The following is a 21,394-nucleotide window of genomic DNA, read 5'->3' as shown; positions in this document are numbered from 1 at the left end:
CGGTGATCCTTACAGAAATTGAAGGATCGCAATATGTTTAGATATATACTGTTTGCGCTCGGTATTGGCGCATCCACGGCCTTGTTTGCGCAAGAGGCATCCGATGATGCCGCGGCAACAGAAGACGCCTCGGTAACTTCATCCGATCTGCTGACAGACGCGGAACTGCAAACACTGGTCGCACCGGTGGCTCTTTATCCCGACACGTTGCTCATACAGATATTTGTCGCGGCCACGCAGCCTTTGGAAATTGTGAAGGCCGAGCGTTATTTGCTGGACAATGCTGATCGCGATCCTGCCGAGCTTGAACCCGAAATCGAAGCAATGGGTTGGGACCCTTCTGTCAGTGTTTTGGCGACGGCATTTCCTGAAGTCGTAGGGCAGATGGCCACCCATATCGATTGGACTGAAACCATGGGCACGGCGATGCTGGCCCAATCCGATGATGTGATGGATGCAGTTCAGGTGATGCGAGATCAGGCTATCGATAGTGGTGCGCTGGTTTCAGGCCCCGAGCAAACCGTCGAAGTGTCTGATGACGATACGGTTGTAATAACGCCTACACAGCCTGAAACAGTTTACGTCCCGCAATATAACCCAGAGACCGTCTATACCGGCCCATCGACCGGAGATGTGGTTGGTGCGGCGCTGCTGACTTTTGGCACCGTGGCATTGATCGCCGAAATATTTGATGATGATGACGACTGGTACGACTACTGGGGCTGTCGGAACTGCGGTGGCTGGAACGGTCAGCCCATCGTCAGGAACCCCGATATCGACATTGATGTCGACCGCAACATAGACATCGACAGGGACATTGATCTCGGCGACCGGACGGAAATTGGCTGGAAACCCGATCCTGAGCGTCAGCAAGAGGCGCGGGATAAAATTGCGGATCACAAACGACCTGAACGAGGGCGCGGCGACCTGCCTGTGAACCGTCCCGAAGGTCGCACGGACGAACTGCGGGCCAAATTGAGCCGTGAATCCGGCGCGGCCGACATCAGCCGGGATAGGGCGGCAGCAGCCGCGGCGGGTGCGGGGGTTGTCGCAGGCAGTGCTCTGGCTAATCGTGGTGGTAAGAAGGACCTGCCTCAGGTGAACCGGGGTAATGTGGATCGGGATAAGGCCGCTGCCAAGAAACAGGCCATTGACCGCACCAAGCAACGGCCCGATGCAGCAAAAAAGCCAGTTAAAAAGAAACCGCAGGCCGCCAAGAAACCTCAGGCAAAGAAGGCGGCGGCGCAGCGTCAACCATCTGCGTCCAAGGGTAAGGCGATGAAGAAAAAAGCGTCAGGCAGCAGAACCCACAAGGCGTCCAAACGCGGGCACGCCGCCAAAGGCAAGCGGAGACGGTAAGATGCGTAGATCAGTTATTTCTTTTGCCCTAATTGCCTTGTCAGCAGGTCCTGCGCTGTCCGACGGTGCCAGTTTTGACACTCCGCAAACTGCTCTGGACGCGTTTGTCGAAGCGCTAAAGGCGGATGATCAAAGTAAGTTACTGGAGATATTCGGGTCAGAAGCTGAAGACCTGATTGGCACAGGCGATCCGGCAGAAGATCAGGAAAGACGGCAGGAAGTTCTTGGCATGTACGCCGAGGGGTATCGCTTTCAGCCCGAGGACGATGGCGTCGTTCTTCTGTTGGGTGAGGACGCCTGGCCCTTCCCGATTCCAATTCTACGTGGGGAAGACGGCTGGCAATTCGATCTTGAAGCCGGGATCGAAGAGCTTTCTGCCCGTGAGATCGGTTTGAATGAGTTGGAAGTGATCGAACTGCTTGAGGCCTATGTCGATCTTCAGGCGGCATTCCGACTGGTTGATCACAACGGCGATGGCGTCATGGAATTCGCGCAGACGATTATCGCCGATCCTGAGGAACGAAACGGGTTGTTCTGGCCGGACGAAGACAGCTTTGTCGGCGCAGCGCTGGCCCGCGCCGCGGCTACCGGGTGGAGCGACGGTGAGGCTGATTATGAGGCTGAACCGTTCCTGGGATACTATTATACGATCCTGCAGGCGCAGGGTCCGAACGCTCCGGGTGGTGCTTATTCCTATTTCGTCGGTGACCGTTTCGTCGCGGGACACGCACTTCTTGCGGTGCCGTCGGACTATGGAGAGACAGGCATCCACTCGTTTCTGGTGGGCGAGAACGGAATTGTCTACGAGGCAGATTTTGGCCCCGAAACGTTGGAGCGTTCAGCTGAAATCACGACATACGACCCCGGTTCGGACTGGTCTCCGGTAGAGTAGCCAGCAGTTAAGGTTGATGTCGATTAGCCACTAGTGGTGTTCGCTGGGTGCCGTACGCAAGTTATGGGCGAAGTGATCGCACTTGGCGGCCCGCTGCAAGGCCACCGGACGCTTGCATTACGTTTCTCGCGGACGCATATCCAACACAACTCTGCACGTTGAGGTCTTTATGTTCCGCGCGACACTAATCGCTCTTTCATTTGCTTGTGCTTCAGTTGCCACGGCTGAAACCCGAGTGCCTCAAACTCAGGCTGAGATCTCTTTGGGATTTGCGCCAGTGGTCAAGCAGGCTTCTCCGGCCGTTGTGAACATCTATGCAAAGATCGTACGGCAAGGGCGGGCGAACCCGTTCTTTTCGGACCCGTTCTTTCAGGATTTCTTTGGCCGTGGGTTCAACGAGCCCCGCGCACGGGTACAGAACTCGCTTGGGTCGGGTGTGATCCTGTCGGAAGATGGGTACGTAGTTTCGAATTACCACGTGGTTGGTACGGCCACTGAAATTCGGGTGGTAACCACAGATCGGCGCGAATTCTCGGCGCAGGTGGTTCTGGGGGATAAGGAAAGCGACATCGCCATCCTGCGGCTGGAAGAGGCCGAGGGCCTGCCGTACCTGCAGATGCGTGATTCCGACCATGTCGAGGTGGGAGAACTGGCACTGGCCATCGGTAACCCGTTCGGTGTGGGGCAGACGGTGTCGTCGGGCATCATCTCGGGGCTGGCGCGGACAGGTGCGGCCACGGGTAACGCGCGGGGCTATTTCATTCAGACCGATGCGGCGATCAACCCGGGCAATTCAGGCGGCGCGCTCATTGACGTGAATGGTGACCTGATCGGGATCAATACGGCAATTCTGACCCGCTCGGGCGGGTCCAACGGCATCGGATTTGCCATTCCGGCCAATTTGGTGGCGGAATTCCTGCGTCAGGCGCAAGACGGCAATGAAAGTTTCATCAGCCCTTGGGCCGGTATGGCTGGCCAGCACATGAGCGCGGACATCGCCGAGTCTCTGGGGTTGGTGATCCCACTGGGTGTGGTGATTTCCGACCTACACCCCCTCAGCCCACTGGCCGAGGCAGGGCTGCGCGTGGGGGATGTGGTCACCCACGTGGACGGGGATGAAGTGAATTCTCCGGCCGAAATGAAGTTCCGCATGTCAGTCGCTGGGGTTGGTGGCACGTCCATGGTGACCCTCCTGCGCGGGAACGAGCAGGCCGAGTTGGAAATTGCGTTGATCAAAGCGCCTGAAACCCCTGCGGCCGAGGAAACGACACTGGACGATCAGACTGTGATGCCGGGGCTGACAGTTTCTCGCATCAACCCAGCGGTAATTGCCAATATGGGTTTGCTGCTGTCTCAGACCGGAGTGGTCGTGGTGGATGCAGGCCCCTACGGTGGCCGGTCTGGGCTGCGTAAAAGCGATGTGATCAACAGTATCAATGGCACGCAGATTGAAACTCCCGGCGACGTGGTGGATGCGCTGACTGATCCGGGCCGACGGATTAATCTGGACCTTCTCAGAGGGGGACGTTCGGTCACCCTGCGGTTCCGGTTGTGATCGCGTGAGTGATCTGTTCGATACCGGGGCTCCCCAGCCCGCGCCACCCGCGCACCGCCCGCTGGCCGACCGTCTGCGCCCGCAGTCTTTGACCGAGGTGATCGGGCAGGAACAGGTACTGGGGCCGGACGCGCCTTTGGGGGTCATGCTCGCTTCGGGCAGCTTGTCCAGTCTGGTGTTCTGGGGGCCTCCGGGCGTCGGCAAAACGACCATCGCGCGGCTTCTGGCGCAGGAAACCGATCTGCACTTCGTTCAGATCAGCGCGATTTTCACCGGTGTGCCGGACCTGAAAAAGGTGTTCGAGGCTGCGAAAATTCGCCGCCAGAACGGGCAGGGCACGCTGTTGTTCGTGGACGAGATTCACCGGTTCAACAAAGCCCAGCAAGACGGGTTCCTGCCGCATATGGAAGACGGGACCATCCTGCTGGTAGGGGCGACAACCGAGAATCCGTCGTTCGAGCTGAACGCCGCTGTGCTCAGCCGGGCGCAGGTGCTGGTGCTGGAGCGCCTTAGCCTTGTCGATCTGGAACGCCTGACCCAACGGGCCGAGAAGGAGCTGGATCGTGCGTTGCCTCTGACCGGCCCGGCGCGCGAGGTGTTGCAAGAGATGGCCGACGGCGATGGCCGGGCGCTGTTGAACCTGATCGAACAAATCGCAGCTTGGAAGGTCGATGCTCCGCTCGACCCTGATGCGCTGTCGACACGGCTTATGCGCAGGGCGGCGAAATACGACAAGTCGGGCGATGAGCACTACAACCTGATCTCGGCCCTACATAAATCAGTGCGCGGGTCTGATCCGGACGCAGCGCTTTACTGGTTTGCGCGGATGCTGACGGGGGGCGAGGACCCGCGCTATCTGGCGCGGCGGATTACGCGGATGGCGGTCGAAGATATCGGTCTGGCCGACCCGCAGGCGCAGGCGATCTGCTTGCAGTCCTGGCAGACCTATGAACGTCTGGGTTCGCCCGAGGGCGAATTGGCCCTGGCGCAGGCGTTGGTCTATCTGGCGCTGGCTCCGAAATCGAACGGGGCTTATGTTGGGTACAAAGCGGCTATGCGGCTGGCCAAGCAATCGGGCAGCGAACCGCCGCCCAAACATATCCTGAACGCCCCGACCTCGCTGATGAAGAATCAAGGCTATGGCGCGGGCTATGCCTATGACCATGACGCCGAGGATGGGTTTTCGGGCCAGAACTACTTCCCGGACGGGATGGAACGGCCCGAGCTGTATCAACCGGTTGAACGCGGGTTCGAGCGGGAACTGAAAAAGCGGCTGGATTATTTCGCGAAACTGCGGGCACAGCGGAACAGGCCCTAGCGCTGGCTTGACTCTTGCGGTGCGGCACGCCACAGACGCGCATGTTTTCTAAGGCACCTATGGGCACACAATCCGCGCGGAACCGCCGCGTGAAGGGGATATCGGCATGAGCGGCGTACAAATGATCACCGTGGCAGAGGGTGACGGCGACCAGCGGATCGACCGCTGGCTGCGCCGCCTGTTCCCACACGTCAGTCAGGGCCGCATCGAAAAGATGTGTCGCAAGGGTGAACTGCGCGTCGAAGGGGGCCGTGTTAAGGCCTCGACCCGGCTTGAGGTCGGACAGGTCGTGCGCGTGCCACCCTTGCCCGATGCGGATCACAAACCTGTTGAGGTCAAGCGGCGCATTTCAGACGCCGATGCCAAGATGATCCAGTCCTGCGTGATCTATCGCGACGATCACGTGTTGGCGCTGAATAAGCCACATGGCTTGCCGGTGCAGGGTGGCAGCGGCCAGACCCGCCACGTGGACAGCTTGTCTGAGGCGCTGCGGTTCGGTTACGATGAGAACCCCCGCCTTGTGCACCGGTTGGACAAGGACACTTCAGGTGTTCTGCTGCTGGCTCGCACGCGCGAGGCAGCGAAGGGATTGACCGCCGCGTTCCGCCACCGAGACACCCGCAAGATCTATTGGGCGCTGGTGGCCGGTGTGCCGACGCCTTATTTGGGTGAGATCAAGACTGGTTTGGTCAAGGCCGCAGGCCACGGCAAGCACGGTGAGGGCGAAAAGATGATCGCTGTCCACCTGAACGAGATCGACGACAATCCGGGCGCGAAGCGGGCGCATACACTTTACGCGACCCTCTACCGGGTGGCCGGGCGTGCCGCCTGGGCGGCGATGGAGCCGATCACCGGGCGTACCCACCAGTTGAGGGCGCACATGGCAGCGATTGGGCATCCGATCATCGGGGATGGCAAATACGGCGGCTCGGGTCAGGAAAACCTCGGCGATGGCTGGGGTGCACAGCTGGGCGGGATAATCAGCAAAAAGCTGCACCTGCACGCCCGTCAGGCAACGTTCCAGCATCCGGTGACGCGCAAGACCATCACCGTCACCGCGCCGCTGCCCGATCACATGAAACACAGCTGGGACACGTTCGGCTGGACCGAGGATCTGGCTGCAGACGACCCATTCGAGGAACTGCAATGAGCGCACCGCTGCGTCTGGTGCTGTTCGATGTCGACGGCACGCTGGTCGACAGTCAGGGCAGTATCGTTTCGGCAATGACCGCCTGTTTCGAGGCCCAATCCCTGCCTGTGCCGGAGCGTGAGGCTATCCTGTCGATCGTGGGGCTGTCTCTGCCTAATGCTATGGCGCAGCTGGCACCCGAGCATCCCGACAACCTGCAGCACCGTCTGGTCGAGGGCTACAAGGAAGCCTATCACGCGCAACGTTTGGAGCAGGGGGCGGCAAGCTCTCCGCTGTATCCGGGGGCGCTGGATGCTATCGAAGCCCTGCATACCGTGCCCGAGGTTCTGCTGGGCGTGGCCACCGGAAAATCTCAGCGCGGTCTGGATGCACTGATCGAGGCGCACGGTTTGGAGCATTACTTCGTCACCCGGCAGGTGGCGGATCACCACCCGTCCAAGCCGCACCCGTCAATGATCGACACGGCGCGCAGCGAAACCTGGGTGGAGGCGGCCAATACGGTCATGATCGGCGATACGAAGTTCGATATGGACATGGCCCGTGCCGCCGGAGTGGCGGGCATTGGCGTGACCTGGGGCTATCATGACCGATCCGTTCTGGACAGCGCGACCTGCATTATTGAAACCTTTGACCAGTTGCCCCGCGCGCTGGACGACATCTGGATCTGACAACATGAGCGACTGGAAACCCAAGCGATTCTGGACCGAGAGCGCGGTGGTGGAAACCGAGGGCGGATATACCGTCGAACTGGATGGCCGCCGCGTTAAAACCCCGGCCAAAGCGGCTTTGGTCCTGCCGACCCGCGCCATGGCCGACGAAGTCGCCGCGGAGTGGGACGCGCAGGAAAAAGTGATCGACCCGACGGTGATGCCCTTCACCCGGTCGGCAAATGCCGCCATTGACAAGGTCCACCATCAACACGCCGACGTTGCAGATATGCTGGCCGATTACGGCGATTCGGACCTGCTGTGCTATCGCGCGGTTCACCCGCAAGAGTTACAGCAGCGTCAGGCCGAACAATGGGACCCGTTGCTGGATTGGGCGGCTGAAACGCTGTCGGCGCGGTTGTTGCCTGTGGCCGGTGTGTTACACCAACCGCAGCCGCAGGTGGCGCTGTCTACCCTCAGGGAACGTGTCCACGGATTAAACGACTTCCAACTGGCCTCCTTCCACGATCTGGTCAGCCTTTCAGGCTCTCTCATCCTCGGATTTGCCGCGGCGCAAAACCGAGCAGGTGCGGAAGAAATCTGGCAGATTTCACGGCTGGACGAGCTGTGGCAGATCGAACAATGGGGCCATGATGACGAGGCTTACGCAGTTTCTGAAACCAAGAAAGCGGCCTTTTTGCACGCCAAACGATTCTTTGACCTCTCGGTTTGAGCCCTCAGGGCCTGATTTTCGAACGTTGGGCGAGCCATCTCCGGATTGACCCATCGTTTTCCCTGATCCAACCCTTGACGTTTGTTTATGAATGCGCCCAAACTCATGTTCACTAAAGGGGAGACACCTTTGGGAAACCTTTCTGGTGCCAGAGGTGCCGGACAGAACCGTCCTTTGAACGGGGCGGACAATCAGGAAGAGGTAAAAATGAAAAAATCCGTATTCTTGGGCGTGGCAACTATTGCCGGCCTGGCTGCTGGTGTAGCGGCAGCGGGGACCGCCGATGATGTTAAGGCACGTGGCAAGCTGAACTGCGGCGTGGCGACCGGTGTTCCCGGCTTTGCCAGCCCGGATGCCAACGGTGAGTGGCAGGGCTTCGACGTGGCTGTGTGCCGCGCAGTAGCAGCCGCCGTTCTGGACGATCCGTCCGCCGTCGAATTCATCCCGACCACCGGGAAAACCCGTTTCACCGCGCTGGCTTCGGGCGAGATCGACATGCTGGCCCGTAACACCACCTGGACCTTCAGCCGCGACGTCGATCTGAAATTCGAATTCGTGGGCATCAACTACTATGACGGCCAAGGCTTCATGGTTCCCAAGGCTCTGGGTGTCAGCTCGGCCAAGGAACTGGACGGCGCAACCGTTTGCATCCAGACCGGCACCACGACTGAGCTCAACCTGGCGGATTTCTTCCGCATCAACAATATGAGCTACGAGCCGGTTCCGATCGAAACCAACGCTGAAGCGCAACAGCAGTATCTGGCTGGTGCCTGTGACGTCTATACCACCGACGCATCGGGCTTGGCTGCAACCCGCGCCACCTTTGAAAACGCAGGTGATCACGTGATCCTGCCTGAAATCATCTCGAAAGAGCCGCTGGGCCCGCTGGTCCGTCATGGCGATCACGAGTGGGGCGATGTGGTCCGTTGGACCCTGAACGCGCTGATCGCAGCAGAAGAGCTGGGCGTGACCTCGGCAAACATCGACGAGATGGCTGCTGGCACCGACAATCCCGAAGTTAACCGTCTGCTGGGCAGCGAAGGCACTTTGGGTGAGATGCTGGGTCTGGACGCGAACTGGGCACAGCGCGCGATCAAAGTCGGCGGCAACTATGGCGAAGTGTTTGCCAAGAACATCGGTGAGGAAACCCCGATCGGTCTGGCACGCGGCCTGAACGCACAATGGACCGATGGCGGTCTGATGTACGCACCGCCGTTCCGTTAAAATCCACGGAAAAGGGCGCGGGGCAACCTGCGCCCTTTTTCAATCAATAAGAAACACGCCCGGAACGTTCTGAGCAGAGATCAACTCTGCCAATGAAAAACCGGGATGCACGGGGAAATACATAGGTCATGACGACACTCACTGACCCGCCGAAGGAGCACTTCCGGCTGTCCATGCTCCTTTACGATACGCGGTATCGATCTGCGACCATTCAGGTTATTGCATTGATCGGTTTCATGCTTCTGGCAGCTTGGATCATTAACAACACCATTCAGAACCTTGAAACGCTGGGCAGAACTGTCGGGTTCGACTTTTTTGCTGAACCGGCAAGCTATGACATTAACCAACGTCTGCTGGAATACGACTCGCGCGATACCCATCTGCGTGCGGCGTTTATAGGCCTGCTGAACACGCTGGTTGTCGCAGTCCTTGGCTGTATCACGGCAACGATCATCGGCGTCATGGTTGGCGTTCTGCGTCTGTCGAATAACTGGCTGATCGCGCGGATCATGACGGTTTATGTCGAAATGTTCCGCAACGTTCCGGTCCTGCTTTGGATCGTGTTCGCTATGGCGATCCTGATTGAAAGCCTGCCTGCGCCGCGCGCATTCCGGGGTGAAAATCCAGAAGCCACGATGGATTTATTCGGCACTGTTGCTGTGACCAACCGCGGGGTCTACATCCCCGAGTTTTTGTTCTCGCGCAGCCTGGGCGACATCCACCTGTTCGGGACATCAAGCCTGCGTTTTGACGTCTCGTTGGACCTGATCGCGTTCCTGATCGTGCTTGGTGGCAGCATCTTTGCCATGCGCAAAGTGTCGGCCTGGGCCAATGCCACGCAGGAAAAGACCGGTGACCGTCCGACGATTTGGCACATCCAACTCGGCCTGCTGGTCGTGCCATCAGCCATCCTGCTGACCGCGCTGGGCTTTCATCTGGGCTACCCTGAATTGAAGGGCTTTAACTTCTCCGGCGGCACCCATCTCCGGAACTCGCTGATTGCCCTCTGGCTGGCCCTGTCGCTGTACACGGCGGCGTTCATCGCCGAGATCGTACGCGCCGGTATTCTGGCCATCTCGAAGGGCCAGACCGAGGCCGCATCTGCACTGGGTCTGCGCCCGGGCCGGACAATGCGCCTTGTGATCCTGCCGCAGGCGCTGCGGGTGATCATCCCGCCGATGATCTCAAACTATCTGAACCTGACCAAGAACTCGTCACTGGCGATTGCGGTTGGGTATATGGATATCACCGGCACCCTTGGCGGCATCACCATGAACCAGACCGGTCGTGAGCTGGAATGCGTTCTGCTGCTGATGCTGGTTTATCTTACCATCTCGCTGAGCATTTCGGCGGTGATGAACTGGTACAACAACCGTGTCAAACTGGTGGAGCGGTAATATGAGTGATGTTTCATTTGTCCGCACGGAAATGTTGCCGGAAAAGGCCCCACCCGCATCCGAAGTAGGGGTGCTGGGCTGGATCAGGCATAACCTGTTCTCAAGCTGGCTGAACGCCATCCTGACCATCATCTCGCTGTTCTTCATCTACTATGTGCTCTCCAACATCCTGAGTTGGACGTTCGAATCTGTTTGGAACGCCAATTCCCTGTCGGAATGCCGTGAGATCATGATGGCGACATGGGGCGATACTCATGGTCATGCCTGCTGGGGCGTTATCAAAGACCGGTGGTTGCAATTGCTGTACGGTTTTTATCCGCCTTATCCGGCGCATCCGGACGCAACGTGGTCTAACCCGCCCGAATCCGGCGGCTGGCCTGCCTATTTTCGGCCGAACCTGACCTTCATCCTGTTGCTTGTCGCGATTGCACCGGTGTTGTTCACCAACGTACCGCGCAAACTGCTTTTCGTGACTGCGGCTTACCCGTTCCTGCTGCCTTGGCTGATGTGGGGCGGTAGCATCTGGGGGCCGTTGATGGTCGCCGCCGGGTTCGCCATTGGATATCTCGCCTACAAGGTTGTGCTACCGATAGCAGGATCTCTGACGGCCCTCATCCTTGCAGCCGTGCTGCCCATTCTCTGGTGGCTGTTTGCAGCAGGCGCCGTTGCCGGAGCAATCAACTCGGTGATTCCAATTGGTATCGCCACGGTTGAAAGCCGCGACTTCGGTGGTTTCATGCTGGCGATCCTGTTGGGGGTTGTGGCCATCGGTGTCTCGCTACCCATCGGTATCTTGCTGGCGCTGGGCCGTCAGTCCGATCTGCTGATCGTCAAATATCTCTGCGTTGGCTTTATCGAGTTCATTCGTGGCGTGCCGCTGATCACCCTGCTGTTCGTGGCCTCGTTGCTGTTGAACCTGTTCCTGCCGCCGGGGACCAATTTTGACATTATCCTGAGGGTGATGATCATGATGACCCTGTTCTCTGCCGCATACATGGCCGAGGTGATCCGGGGTGGTCTGGCTGCTCTGCCGCGCGGTCAGTACGAAGGGGCCGACAGTCTGGGCCTGAACTACTGGCAGGCGCAGCGGCTGATCATCATGCCGCAGGCTCTGAAAATCTCGATCCCGGGTATCGTGAGCACCTTTATCGGCATTTTCAAGGATACCACGCTGGTCTCGATCATCGGTCTGTTCGACGTGATCGGTCTGACCAACGGCATCCGCGCCGATACCGCCTGGAATGGCGTCTACTGGGAACTGTTTGCCTTTATCGGCGTTCTGTTCTTCGTCGTATGCTTCTCCATGTCCCGTTATTCCATGTATCTGGAGCGCAAGCTTCAGACTGGCCACCGTTAAGGAGTTCAACTCATGTCTGAACTTGCAATTGAACGCGAAATCGACCGCTCGAAGATGCAGGTGAGCGACGAGGTCGCCATCGAAATCACCAACATGAACAAGTGGTACGGGTCCTTCCACGTGCTGCGCGACATCAATCTGACCGTCAATCAAGGCGAGCGGATCGTGATCGCGGGGCCGTCGGGATCAGGCAAGTCCACCCTGATCCGTTGCCTGAACGCGCTGGAGGAACACCAGCAAGGCACGATCATCGTGGACGGGACCGAGCTGTCGAATGACCTGAAAAACATCGACAAGATCCGGTCCGAGGTTGGCATGGTGTTCCAGCACTTCAACCTGTTCCCGCACCTGACCATTCTGGAAAACTGCACGCTGGCCCCGATCTGGGTGCGCAAGACGCCCAAGAAAGAGGCCGAAGAACGCGCGATGCATTTCCTGGAAAAGGTGAAAATTCCGGAACAGGCCGACAAGTATCCCGGCCAGCTTTCGGGCGGTCAGCAGCAGCGTGTGGCGATTGCCCGTTCGCTGTGCATGATGCCGCGGATCATGTTGTTCGATGAACCGACATCGGCGCTGGACCCCGAGATGATCAAAGAGGTGCTCGACACCATGATCGAGCTGGCCGAGGAAGGCATGACCATGTTGTGCGTCACGCACGAGATGGGCTTTGCCCGTCAGGTCGCCAACCGTGTGATCTTCATGGATGCCGGTCAGATCGTGGAACAGAACGAACCGGAAGAGTTCTTCAACAATCCGCAGAGCGAGCGGACTAAGCTGTTCCTGAGCCAGATTCTGGGGCACTAAGCCTCACGAAACGATTGAAAAGGCGGGGTTTTGCCCCGCCTTTTTTCATTCCAGAAGCTCGCGCGGAATGGTGAACCCCTGCACGGTGCCGCTATGCCACTGAACATGTGCCCAGTCGTCGATGTCGAAGCGGATCACGGTCGTGGCGCAGGTCGGGTAGTCGTAGAACCGTGCGTGCTCGGGGGCTTGCCGGACAATGCGGGTGGCAAAGGCGGCTATGCCGGGGTTATGGCCCAGCATCAGCACCGTGGGCTCCGTGGCGCCTGACAGCTCGATCAGCATGTCCTCGGGCGCCGCATGATAGAGCGTGCGGTGGAAACAGACCTTGTCGGCCCGTAACCCCATCCGATCCCATGTCTCGCGGGTGCGGGTTGAGGTCGAACTCAGCACCTCATCCGGTAGCCAGCCGTTTTGACATAGCCACCCGGCGATGGCCGGGGCCGATTTGCGCCCGCGCTTGTTTAGGGGGCGGTCGTGATCGCTGAGGCCCAGGTCACTCCAACTGGATTTCGCATGGCGGGTCAGGATAAGAGTACGGGTCATGATGGGTGAAACGCTCTCATGTGGTGGGCGGATTGTTCGGGGTCGCGCCCTGCACCAGCGCTGAGCGGGCAGGACAGTCGCGCAAGGCAGCCGCCGGTCATGCAGGTTTGCCCCTCTGCAGTGGACAGATGGCCGTGGCAGGCGTCGACGTCATAGAAGCTTTGGCTGTTCAAGGCACCCACCGGGCAGGTTGTGGTGCAGGGCGCAGGGCAGTCTGTGCAGGGCGACGTATCGCTGCCTTCAGGGATATCGAATTCCCGGACGAAATGCAGTGCCCCGCGGTATGAGATCATCATACCCACGGTATCATGTACTAAAGCGCCCACCGGGCTGCTAAAGGTGCGACCAGATTTCAGCGCCCAGTCGATGAAAGGTGCATAGGGTGGTCCGCCAAACGGAAAATGTGCCTGTGCACCCAGATCCTGTGCCATCTGCCCAATGACGCGGCTGGACCAGCGGTCCACCGGATCGGGTCCTTTCCATTCTGTGGAGGCTTTCAGGACGGGCCAGAAGGCTGAACCTGCGCCCAAAAGCACCAGAGTTCCCCCATCCAGCCCCTTGGCGCCACTGTGTCGTGGATGCGTCGCGCCCATGACGATCAGGCCCGCTTGATACGCCGCGCGCCTGACCCAGCCGTAGCTGATTGCTGCCGCGTAAGAGGAGGGTGGGGGACGTCCGGTCATCTCTCCTCCGCGGTTTGCGTCAATCGGGGCGGATCAGTGAGCCTGCACCGTGCTCGGTAAACAGTTCCAGCAAGACCGCATTAGGCGCGCGACCGTCCAGAATGACCACCGCGCGCACGCCGCTGTGCAGCGCGTCCAGCGCGGTTTCGGTCTTGGGGATCATCCCACCAGCAATTGTGCCGTCCATCGTCATTTCGCGGATCTGACCCGCTTTCAATTCGGTCACTACCTCTCCGGCAGCGTTCTTGACGCCCGACACATCGGTCAGCAGCAGCAGCCGGTCGGCCTTGAGCGCGGATGCGATGGCCCCGGCGGCCGTATCGCCATTGATGTTGAAGGTCTCACCGTTCGTGCCCGCACCCAAAGGCGCAATCACGGGGATCACATCATGCGAGAACAGGTCATGCAGAATCTTCGGGTTCATTTTGGACGGAGAACCAACAAACCCCAGCGCAGGATCGGCCTGATCGCAGATCATCAGGTTTGCATCCTTACCCGACAGGCCCACGGCCGATCCGCCCTGCCCGTTGATTGCCTGCACGATACGCTTGTTCACAAGGCCGGACAGAACCATCTCGACCACTTCGACGGTGGCTTTGTCGGTCACCCGCTTGCCGTTCACAAACTCGGACTGGATATCCAGTTGATCCAGCATCGCGTTGATCATCGGACCGCCGCCATGCACGATCACCGGATTCACGCCGACCTGTCGCATCAGCACGACGTCGCGGGCAAAGCTTTCCATCGCTTCGTCGCTGCCCATGGCATGGCCACCCAGCTTGATAACGACAATCGCCCCGTCATAGCGCTGTAAGTACGGTAAAGCGCTGTTCAAAGTGGCGGCGGTGGCGATCCAGTCCCGGTTCATATCTCGTGTCTTCATGGCTGATTGTCCCTCTGGCCTTCCGTGTTAGGGCCTTTCAGGGGTGGTGCCAAGGCCGGAATGGTAGGATTGGGCCGCACCAGCGCGGTGCGGCCCTGGCTTTATCAGTTCATGGCGCGTTTCATCGCCGGGATGTTGCTTACCAGCAGCAGATCAATCGACAGCACCGCCAGCAGGGTCAGACCGACCAGAGGGAAGGCCATCGCGGTGAACAGACCGATCAGCACGGCCCCTTTCCACAGCGGCAATTCCGCAGGCATCGGTGGCGCGGCCAGACGCCCTGCGCGCTGCGGCCGCCGCTTGATCCACATCACTACGCCCGAGACGCAGACGAAGATGACCGACAGGCAGAACACCAGGTTCAGGATAAAGTTCCACGTGCCCATCAGGCCCATGTGAAACGGAATGCCGACGGCCATGGATTTACCCATCAGCGAGTAATCCTGATACCGCACATCCGCCAGAATCTTGCCAGTGTACTGGTCCACATGAACGGTCCGGTCATTCAACGGATCGGTCGAGTCGTTGCTCATGCTGTCCCGGTTCAGGGTCCAGACACCATCCTCACCGTCAGGGTAGGCCACGCGAAAGCGCCCGGTCATGTCCAGCTTGGTTCCCAGCGCCACCAGCGCGTCGATGTTCACGGGTGCCCCTTGCGGAACACCTTCGATCCCGGATTCGGACCCCGAGGCAGGCATCGGCGTTTGCTCCAGCGCCCACGGCACGTCATTCTGGTGGCCGTGGTTCATGCTGGCATGGGTGTCGTCTGACAGGGGCACGTTGTCCCATTTTTCGGCGGGGAAACTGCTCCATGGCTGGACGAGCATGCCGCCCCAGACGCCGGCCCAGGACAGGCCCGAGATCAGGAAGACCACCAGCAGTCCTGACATCCAGAACCCGACCACCGCGTGCAGAGATTTCCACAGCGCCCGGCCCCGTGTCCGCAGGTTCGGCACAAAAGCCGAGTGGATATTGCCGCGCGGCCACCACATGTAGAGGCCGGTAAAAACCAACAGCAGGCTCAGTCCGGCGGCGATCTCAAGGATGCGGTCTCCGGTCGTGCCGATCAGCAGGGTCGAGTGGATGTTGTCGGCCAGATCGTACCAACCCGCGCGGCGATCCCAGACCAGCAGAACCTCTCCGGCGTAGGGATCGACAGCCACAAGGCGCTGGCCCTCTTCGGTTTTGATGCGGAAGACGGTTGCCAGATCAGCGGCTTTCGGGCCGATCCATTCGACGACGGTGCCGGGGATTTCGGAAAGCGCGACCTCAGCCTGTTGTGACACGGGCAGGGCGGAGCCTTGAACCTCAACGGCGATTTTCTCGCCGTCCCGACCGTCGAACTGAGTGATGAACATCATCATCAGGCCGGTAATGGCCAGAATGATCAGGAAGGGGATCACGAAAATCCCCGAATAGAAATGCCACCGCCAGGCGGCGAAATAAAACTTTTGCGCAGCGGTATTCTGCGCCGGGGTGTCCCCCAGGTTTCGGCTGTCCAATGCCATAGTTTTCTCCGGATTCGAAAATTGCTCCGCGCTCTAACTGCGCAGGTTTACAAGTTTTGTGGTGAATCAGGAGAAGACAGGCGGTGCCCTTGCGTCGTACCGCGAATGGAACCCGGCACTTCGGTGGGTGAAATCTCGGTGTGACCAACGGGGCTGGATCGAGGCACCAAAGGGCAAGATGGCTCCGACCGTAGGCAGGTCAACATTGGTGGTCAGACCTGCAAAAGGGCACATGATGCGCTGGTCGACTTCGTCATGGATGGGGTCTTCCGCATCCAGATCGACCCATTGTTCAACCGTGCCCTCGCCAGTGCACAGCACCAACAGCACCTTGCCATCGGTGTTCTTCGCTGGCATCCAGCCCTGCGGAATCGTTCCGGTCAGCGCTATCGCCAATGTGGTCAACACGGCGAAGAGGTGGACCGGCAGGCTCATTCCAGATGCGCGATGATTGACCGTAGCGTCGGGATACCGTCGCCTTTTTCAGACGAGGTCAGCACAATTTCGGGGAAGGCCGCAGGGTGTTTGGACAACGCGCCCCGCACCTGTTCCAGTACCTTTTCCAGATCCTTCGCCTTGACCTTATCAGCCTTGGTCATCACGCATTGAAAGGTCACGGCGCTGGTGTCCAGCAGCTTCATGATCTCGGCATCGACAGGCTTTACCCCATGGCGCGAGTCGATCAGGACAAAGGCCCGGCGCAGAGTTTGACGGCCGCTCAGGTATTGTTTCAGCAGACGTTGCCACTTTTCCACAACCTTCACCGGCGCGTTGGCATAGCCATAGCCGGGCAGGTCGACCAGGTACAGTTCCGGGCCTTGTGTGAAAAAGTTGATTTCCTGCGTGCGGCCCGGCGTGTTCGACGCACGCGCCAACCCCTTGGTGCCGGTCAGCGCGTTGATCAGGCTGGATTTGCCCACGTTCGAGCGGCCTGCAAAGCAGACTTCCAGCCGGTCGGGCGCGGGCAGGCCGTTCATGGCAACCACACCTTTGACGAACTCGGATTCGCCCGCGAACAGCTTGCGACCGCGTTCCGACGCGATTTCGTCCGGGTCTTCAGCCAGGGGGAAGGGGAGGGTGCTCATAGCAGTTCTACCTTGTCGCCAACCGAGATTGCGCCGCCTTTGAGAACCTCGGCATAGACACCGAAATCCTGATGGCCCCAGGTTTCCAGCGCGCCCAGCGTGTCGGCATCGCGCTGGCCGGTTTCAGGGTTGGCCGTTGTCGCCAGACAGCGGGTGATGCGTTCACGGACGCGGAACACCGCCTCGCCGATCTGAACCTCGCGGCCTAGCCACTCGAATTCTTGCCACAGCGGCATTCCATCGAACCAGATATTGCCGCGCCAGCGGTGGATCGACAGGTCCTGGCCCAGCTTTTGCCCAACCGCGCGGTGAGACGCCATGTTGCACAGGCTGATCGAGGGAAAATCGCTGTCGGTCATGCCGCGCCCCGGAACCCGGATGATCCGCGCCGATGCGGCCCGATCCGCAGGCATCAGAGGTTTGACCCAGTCCAGAAACGCCTGCTGTTCGCGGTCCGGGGCAAAACTTAGGTCCGGGCGATCCGGGTGGGACAATGTCAGGTTTTCACCGTTAGACAGAGCCGAGATTGCCATCAACTGCGGCGCTTTTGCGCCTCGGCTGAAATTGGCGCAAGGAACCCATTCCGAGCCGTCCGCCTTGGACGCCTCATGCGCGACCGCCCAAACGCGATCCCCGGGCATGGTCTGCCCGGGGTTCACGGTTACGGTTTCGACGGCTTCACGACCATGGCTTTTGATCGGGTGCCGCCAAAGCTGGGTGACTTCAGCCGTCATTTATCATCCGTTTTCGGCGTACGCTTGAAGCCAGACTTGATATTGCCGAACACATCCGGCGTGTAGCCCTGGCTTCGCATGATTAGGTACTGCTGGGTGAACGTGATCGTGTTGTTCGCGATCCAGTAGACCACCAGCCCGCTGGCAAAACCACCCAGCATGAACATGAAGACCCATGGCATCCAGGCAAAGATCATCTGTTGCGTCGGATCGGTTGGTGCCGGGTTCAGTTTCTGTTGCAGCCACATCGAGATACCCAGCAGCAGCGGCAGGATACCGATGAAGATCAGCGCCATGAAGCTCTCGGGGGCCGGGGCCGCCCAAGGCAGCAAGCCGAAGAAGTTGAAGATCGAGGTCGGATCTGGCGCGCTCAGATCCTGGAACGGGCCAAACCACGGGGCCTGACGCAGTTCGATCGTGACGAAGATCACCTTATACAGCGAGAAGAAGATCGGAATCTGCATCAGGATCGGCAAACAGCCCGCGGCGGGGTTCACCTTTTCCTTCTTGTACAGTTCCATCATGCCTTGCTGCATCTTTTGACGGTCGTCGCCAGCGGCCTCTTTCAGGGCCTCCATCTGCGGCTGCAGTTCTTTCATCTTCGCCATCGAGACGTAGGATTTGAACGCCAGCGGGAACAGGATCGCCTTGATGATCAGCGTCAGGCCGATGATGGACCAGCCCATATTGCCAATCAGCGCGTTGATGTTGTGCAGCAGCCAGAAGATCGGCTTGGTCAGGAAGAAGAACCAACCCCAATCGATGCTGTCGATGAATTTCTGCACACCTTCTGCCTGATACTCGCGTATGGCTTCCCATTCCTTGGCCCCCGCAAACAGTCGTGTCGTCACCTGCGCGGTTTCGCCGGCAGCGACGGTAAGAGTCGGTGTCTTGATGTCAGCCTGATAGACTTTGTTCCGGGCGTTGAATCCAGCCGAAGAGGTGAACTGAGAACCCTGTTCAGGGATGAGCGTTGTCATCCAGTAGTGATCCGTGAAGCCGATCCATCCATCATTCATGTTTTCGAATGTTTCGGTCTCATCCTGGAGATCGCCATAGTCGACTTCCGTAAGGGTGCCGTCAGCCATGCTGATCAGGCCTTCATGCAGGATGAAGAAGTTCTTCAAGTCGGGAATATCACCATCTTCACCGATACCATGGCGGGCCAGGATACCATAGGGCGCCATGGCCACAGTGGCGTCGGATGCGTTCTCAACCGATTGGGTGACAGTGAACATATAGTTTTCGTCCACCGAGATCATACGGCGGAAGGTCAGCCCCTTGCCGTTGTCCCATTTCAGAGTGATCGGCGTATCAACGCCCAGCGTTTCGCCCTCTTCAACGGTCCAAGGCGTATTTGGTCCTGGAACGTCGTCGCCCCCAACGCCAGCACCTGGTGCCCAGCCATACAGGGCGTAATAGGCGGACTCAGATCCCACCGGCGATAGCAGATCAACGATCGGTGCGCCTTCGTCGATCGAGACTTTGTAGTCCTTCAGGAGCAATTCATCAATTCGGCCACCCGACAGCGACAGGCTACCCTTCAGACGCGGTGTGTCGATCTCGACCCGCGGAGCCTCGTCCTCGGGCAGAGCTTCTTCGGCGACAGCCGCTGCGTCCCCTGTGGACCCGGTGCCGGTGGCACTGGGTGTCTGAACCTCATTGCCCTCGACGGCGGTGATCTCGGCTTGATCTGGCGTTGGCGCCTGCTCCGGCGGGGGGAACAGCACGAACCAAACAAGGATCACGACAAAGCTGAGCGCGGTTGCAAGGATGAGATTCTTGTTCTGATCGTCCATCGGGGACAGCCACCTTAAGCAGTGAAACACACCCGGTGGGTTCAACAGAGTGCGGGCCCAAAGGTCAAGCGGAATCGCCTGTCAATTCGTCACGGATCACGTTTCTTTGGCGTAAATTTGCGATTACGGGCCGGTCTTGCGTCCGATCTTCGGCATTCCGTTGACCTTGTTCTGATGCGCGGAAATCCAGTCCAGCGTGTTTTCAAAGGGCATGGGCTTGGCAATGCCAAAGCCCTGAACATGGCCACATCCCAATTGCGCCATCAGAGCGTGTTCGCCCTTGGTTTCGACTCCTTCGGCCAGCGTTTCCACATTCAGCCTTTCGGCCATAGTCAGGATTGCGCTGACCAGTTGCTGCTGGCTGGCGTCTCGATCCGCCTTGGCTACAAAAGACCGGTCGATTTTGATCCGTGAGACATTGAAGCGTTTGATCGAGGCAATCGAGGCATGCCCAGTGCCAAAATCATCGAGATCAATGCAACACCCGAGTTCAGCCATGCTGGTCACGTTAAGGGTGATTACATCATCGGGCCGACGCGAAAACACGGTTTCCAGAATCTCGACCGCAAGCCGATCGGGCGTCAGGTCATTCTGGTCCAACTCCCATTTCAATCGATCGATCAACGCCGGGTCGCGCAACTCATCGGACGAGAAGTTCACACCGACCCGAGGCACCGTTACGCCGGCCCGATCCCAATCGCGCATGGCTGCAAATGCGTGGTGCCGCATCGCCTGACCGAGTTTCTCCATCAGTTCGGCCTGTTCTGCGAAGGGCAGGAATACCTGTGGGCTTAGCACGCCTTTCTTGGGGTGCTCCCAGCGAGCAAGGGCCTCGAACCCGGTCACCTGCCCTGTATCTGTCGAAATCTGAGGTTGATACCACGGGCGGATTTCACCAGTGTCCAACGCCGCTTCGAAATCTTTGCGCTGATTGGTCCGAATGTGCGAACGGCGTCGCGTTTCGCTGGAAAAAGCGCGTATCGTCGACGGCCCGTTCCGTTGCGCTTCGCCCAAGGCAGCTGAGGCCGTGTCGATCCAATCCTCAAACTGGCATTCCGGTGTGCTGGACAGCAGGCTAAACCCGATTGAGCAGGACACGTACACCCCCGTACCATTGAGAGTGAAAGGCTCCTCTACGACCGCCTGAATGCGCCCGGCCATTTGAATGCAGGCCTCTAGGTCTAACTGGTGCGATGGTTGTAGGCCAATGGCGATCTTGTTCTGGTCCAGCCGGGTCACGACGTCCTGTGAGCGGATGACCGAAAAAACGCGACGGCTGAACTGTTTCGCAAGATGGTCGGCTGCGGCGTTTCCGTGCAGGTCCAGAAAACCCGAATAGTCATCCAGCGCAACGAGGATGCAGGCCGAATCTGTGCCATCTGCACTGGCAGTGTTGCAAATTTTTGTCAGTTCGGCGGCGAAGGCATCGATGGTCATCATGCCGCCGGGCGGATTGCGCCGCTTGCGCTGCCGGTCCGTCCGGGCACCAAATGCGGCGATGCCCAGAACAACAAGTGGCAGGCAAAGGGCCAAGACCACCAGCGCGCGCTCCCCGCCAATCCAGAACGCTGCCAGACTGATTGCCGGAACAAACGCCAAGGCAGCAGGACCGCGTAGAATGGAAGCCAGATCATCGAGAGTGCGTTCGAGGGTGGTAGGTTTCCACATCGGTTTTCCGGGCCTCTACGTTTGGGCATTTCACGTATTGGGCCACCCTAAGAAA

General features: G+C 59.1%; 20 protein-coding genes. 11 read left to right on the top strand and 9 right to left on the bottom strand.

Annotated features, from left to right (window positions below):
• Nucleotides 1–33: 33 nt before the first annotated feature.
• The 11 genes from GOW98_RS16710 to GOW98_RS16660 all read left to right on the top strand — a co-directional run bounded on the left by GOW98_RS16710 (nucleotide 34) and on the right by GOW98_RS16660 (nucleotide 12,436).
• Nucleotides 34–1,359, top strand: coding sequence for a DUF3300 domain-containing protein (locus tag GOW98_RS16710; protein ID WP_170334077.1), 1,326 nt, complete (start codon nucleotides 34–36; stop codon nucleotides 1,357–1,359).
• A gap of 1 nt (nucleotide 1,360) precedes the next feature.
• A complete protein-coding gene (locus tag GOW98_RS16705) occupies nucleotides 1,361–2,251 on the top strand; it encodes a DUF2950 family protein (protein WP_170334076.1) in 891 nt (296 codons plus the stop codon).
• Between the two features lie 169 nt (nucleotides 2,252–2,420).
• Nucleotides 2,421–3,806: a trypsin-like peptidase domain-containing protein gene (locus GOW98_RS16700; RefSeq protein WP_170334075.1), complete on the top strand. Its 1,386-nt coding sequence runs from the start codon at nucleotides 2,421–2,423 to the stop codon at nucleotides 3,804–3,806.
• Nucleotides 3,807–3,810: 4 nt separating this feature from the next.
• Nucleotides 3,811–5,124: a replication-associated recombination protein A gene (locus GOW98_RS16695; RefSeq protein WP_170334073.1), complete on the top strand. Its 1,314-nt coding sequence runs from the start codon at nucleotides 3,811–3,813 to the stop codon at nucleotides 5,122–5,124.
• A gap of 106 nt (nucleotides 5,125–5,230) precedes the next feature.
• On the top strand, nucleotides 5,231–6,274 hold the full coding sequence (locus GOW98_RS16690; RefSeq protein WP_170334071.1) for an RluA family pseudouridine synthase: 1,044 nt from the start codon (nucleotides 5,231–5,233) through the stop codon (nucleotides 6,272–6,274).
• Nucleotides 6,271–6,942, top strand: a complete 672-nt coding sequence (locus GOW98_RS16685) for an HAD-IA family hydrolase (protein ID WP_170334069.1) — start codon at nucleotides 6,271–6,273, stop codon at nucleotides 6,940–6,942. The genes GOW98_RS16690 and GOW98_RS16685 overlap by 4 nt, the downstream gene beginning before the upstream one ends.
• Nucleotides 6,943–6,946: 4 nt before the next feature.
• A complete protein-coding gene (locus GOW98_RS16680; protein ID WP_170334067.1) occupies nucleotides 6,947–7,654 on the top strand; it encodes an ATP12 family chaperone protein in 708 nt (235 codons plus the stop codon).
• Nucleotides 7,655–7,861: 207 nt separating this feature from the next.
• The gene (locus GOW98_RS16675) at nucleotides 7,862–8,878 is read left to right on the top strand and encodes an amino acid ABC transporter substrate-binding protein (RefSeq protein WP_170334065.1); all 1,017 of its coding nucleotides are present in this window, start codon (nucleotides 7,862–7,864) and stop codon (nucleotides 8,876–8,878) included.
• Between the two features lie 128 nt (nucleotides 8,879–9,006).
• Nucleotides 9,007–10,275 (top strand): amino acid ABC transporter permease, encoded by a 1,269-nt coding sequence (locus tag GOW98_RS16670; RefSeq protein WP_170334063.1) that lies wholly within the window; start codon nucleotides 9,007–9,009, stop codon nucleotides 10,273–10,275.
• Between the two features lies 1 nt (nucleotide 10,276).
• Nucleotides 10,277–11,632: an amino acid ABC transporter permease gene (locus tag GOW98_RS16665; RefSeq protein ID WP_170334061.1), complete on the top strand. Its 1,356-nt coding sequence runs from the start codon at nucleotides 10,277–10,279 to the stop codon at nucleotides 11,630–11,632.
• Nucleotides 11,633–11,644: 12 nt separating this feature from the next.
• On the top strand, nucleotides 11,645–12,436 hold the full coding sequence (locus GOW98_RS16660) for an amino acid ABC transporter ATP-binding protein (protein WP_302477163.1): 792 nt from the start codon (nucleotides 11,645–11,647) through the stop codon (nucleotides 12,434–12,436).
• A 45-nt stretch (nucleotides 12,437–12,481) separates the two neighbouring features.
• Here GOW98_RS16660 and GOW98_RS16655 read toward each other — a convergent pair whose 3' ends face one another.
• The 9 genes from GOW98_RS16655 to GOW98_RS16615 all read right to left on the bottom strand — a co-directional run bounded on the left by GOW98_RS16655 (nucleotide 12,482) and on the right by GOW98_RS16615 (nucleotide 21,339).
• The gene (locus tag GOW98_RS16655; RefSeq protein WP_170334058.1) at nucleotides 12,482–12,979 is read right to left on the bottom strand and encodes a SixA phosphatase family protein; all 498 of its coding nucleotides are present in this window, start codon (nucleotides 12,977–12,979) and stop codon (nucleotides 12,482–12,484) included.
• Nucleotides 12,976–13,662, bottom strand: a complete 687-nt coding sequence (locus tag GOW98_RS16650; RefSeq protein WP_170334057.1) for a ferredoxin — start codon at nucleotides 13,660–13,662, stop codon at nucleotides 12,976–12,978. Before GOW98_RS16650 ends, GOW98_RS16655 begins: the two co-directional genes overlap by 4 nt.
• 19 nt (nucleotides 13,663–13,681) lie before the next feature.
• Nucleotides 13,682–14,545 carry an acetylglutamate kinase gene (gene argB, locus GOW98_RS16645; RefSeq protein WP_170334055.1) on the bottom strand — a complete coding sequence of 288 codons (864 nt, stop codon included), beginning with the start codon at nucleotides 14,543–14,545 and terminating at the stop codon, nucleotides 13,682–13,684.
• A 104-nt stretch (nucleotides 14,546–14,649) separates the two neighbouring features.
• Entirely contained in the window at nucleotides 14,650–16,053 is a 1,404-nt protein-coding gene (locus GOW98_RS16640; RefSeq protein ID WP_170334053.1) for a PepSY-associated TM helix domain-containing protein, read from the bottom strand.
• 66 nt (nucleotides 16,054–16,119) lie between these two features.
• Nucleotides 16,120–16,488 carry a DUF2946 domain-containing protein gene (locus tag GOW98_RS16635; protein ID WP_170334051.1) on the bottom strand — a complete coding sequence of 123 codons (369 nt, stop codon included), beginning with the start codon at nucleotides 16,486–16,488 and terminating at the stop codon, nucleotides 16,120–16,122.
• Entirely contained in the window at nucleotides 16,485–17,138 is a 654-nt protein-coding gene (gene yihA, locus GOW98_RS16630; RefSeq protein WP_170334050.1) for a ribosome biogenesis GTP-binding protein YihA/YsxC, read from the bottom strand. Before yihA ends, GOW98_RS16635 begins: the two co-directional genes overlap by 4 nt.
• Nucleotides 17,135–17,872 carry an MOSC domain-containing protein gene (locus GOW98_RS16625; protein WP_170334048.1) on the bottom strand — a complete coding sequence of 246 codons (738 nt, stop codon included), beginning with the start codon at nucleotides 17,870–17,872 and terminating at the stop codon, nucleotides 17,135–17,137. The genes yihA and GOW98_RS16625 overlap by 4 nt, the downstream gene beginning before the upstream one ends.
• Nucleotides 17,869–19,671: a membrane protein insertase YidC gene (gene yidC, locus GOW98_RS16620; RefSeq protein ID WP_170334045.1), complete on the bottom strand. Its 1,803-nt coding sequence runs from the start codon at nucleotides 19,669–19,671 to the stop codon at nucleotides 17,869–17,871. Before yidC ends, GOW98_RS16625 begins: the two co-directional genes overlap by 4 nt.
• A gap of 123 nt (nucleotides 19,672–19,794) precedes the next feature.
• Entirely contained in the window at nucleotides 19,795–21,339 is a 1,545-nt protein-coding gene (locus GOW98_RS16615; protein ID WP_170334043.1) for a putative bifunctional diguanylate cyclase/phosphodiesterase, read from the bottom strand.
• Nucleotides 21,340–21,394 lie beyond the last annotated feature (55 nt).

It is taken from the genome of Ruegeria arenilitoris, from assembly GCF_013032445.1.
Classification (GTDB): domain Bacteria; phylum Pseudomonadota; class Alphaproteobacteria; order Rhodobacterales; family Rhodobacteraceae; genus Ruegeria; species Ruegeria arenilitoris_F.
Note: the sequence above shows the minus strand (reverse complement) of the source record. Positions and strands in the feature narration are given on the sequence as shown.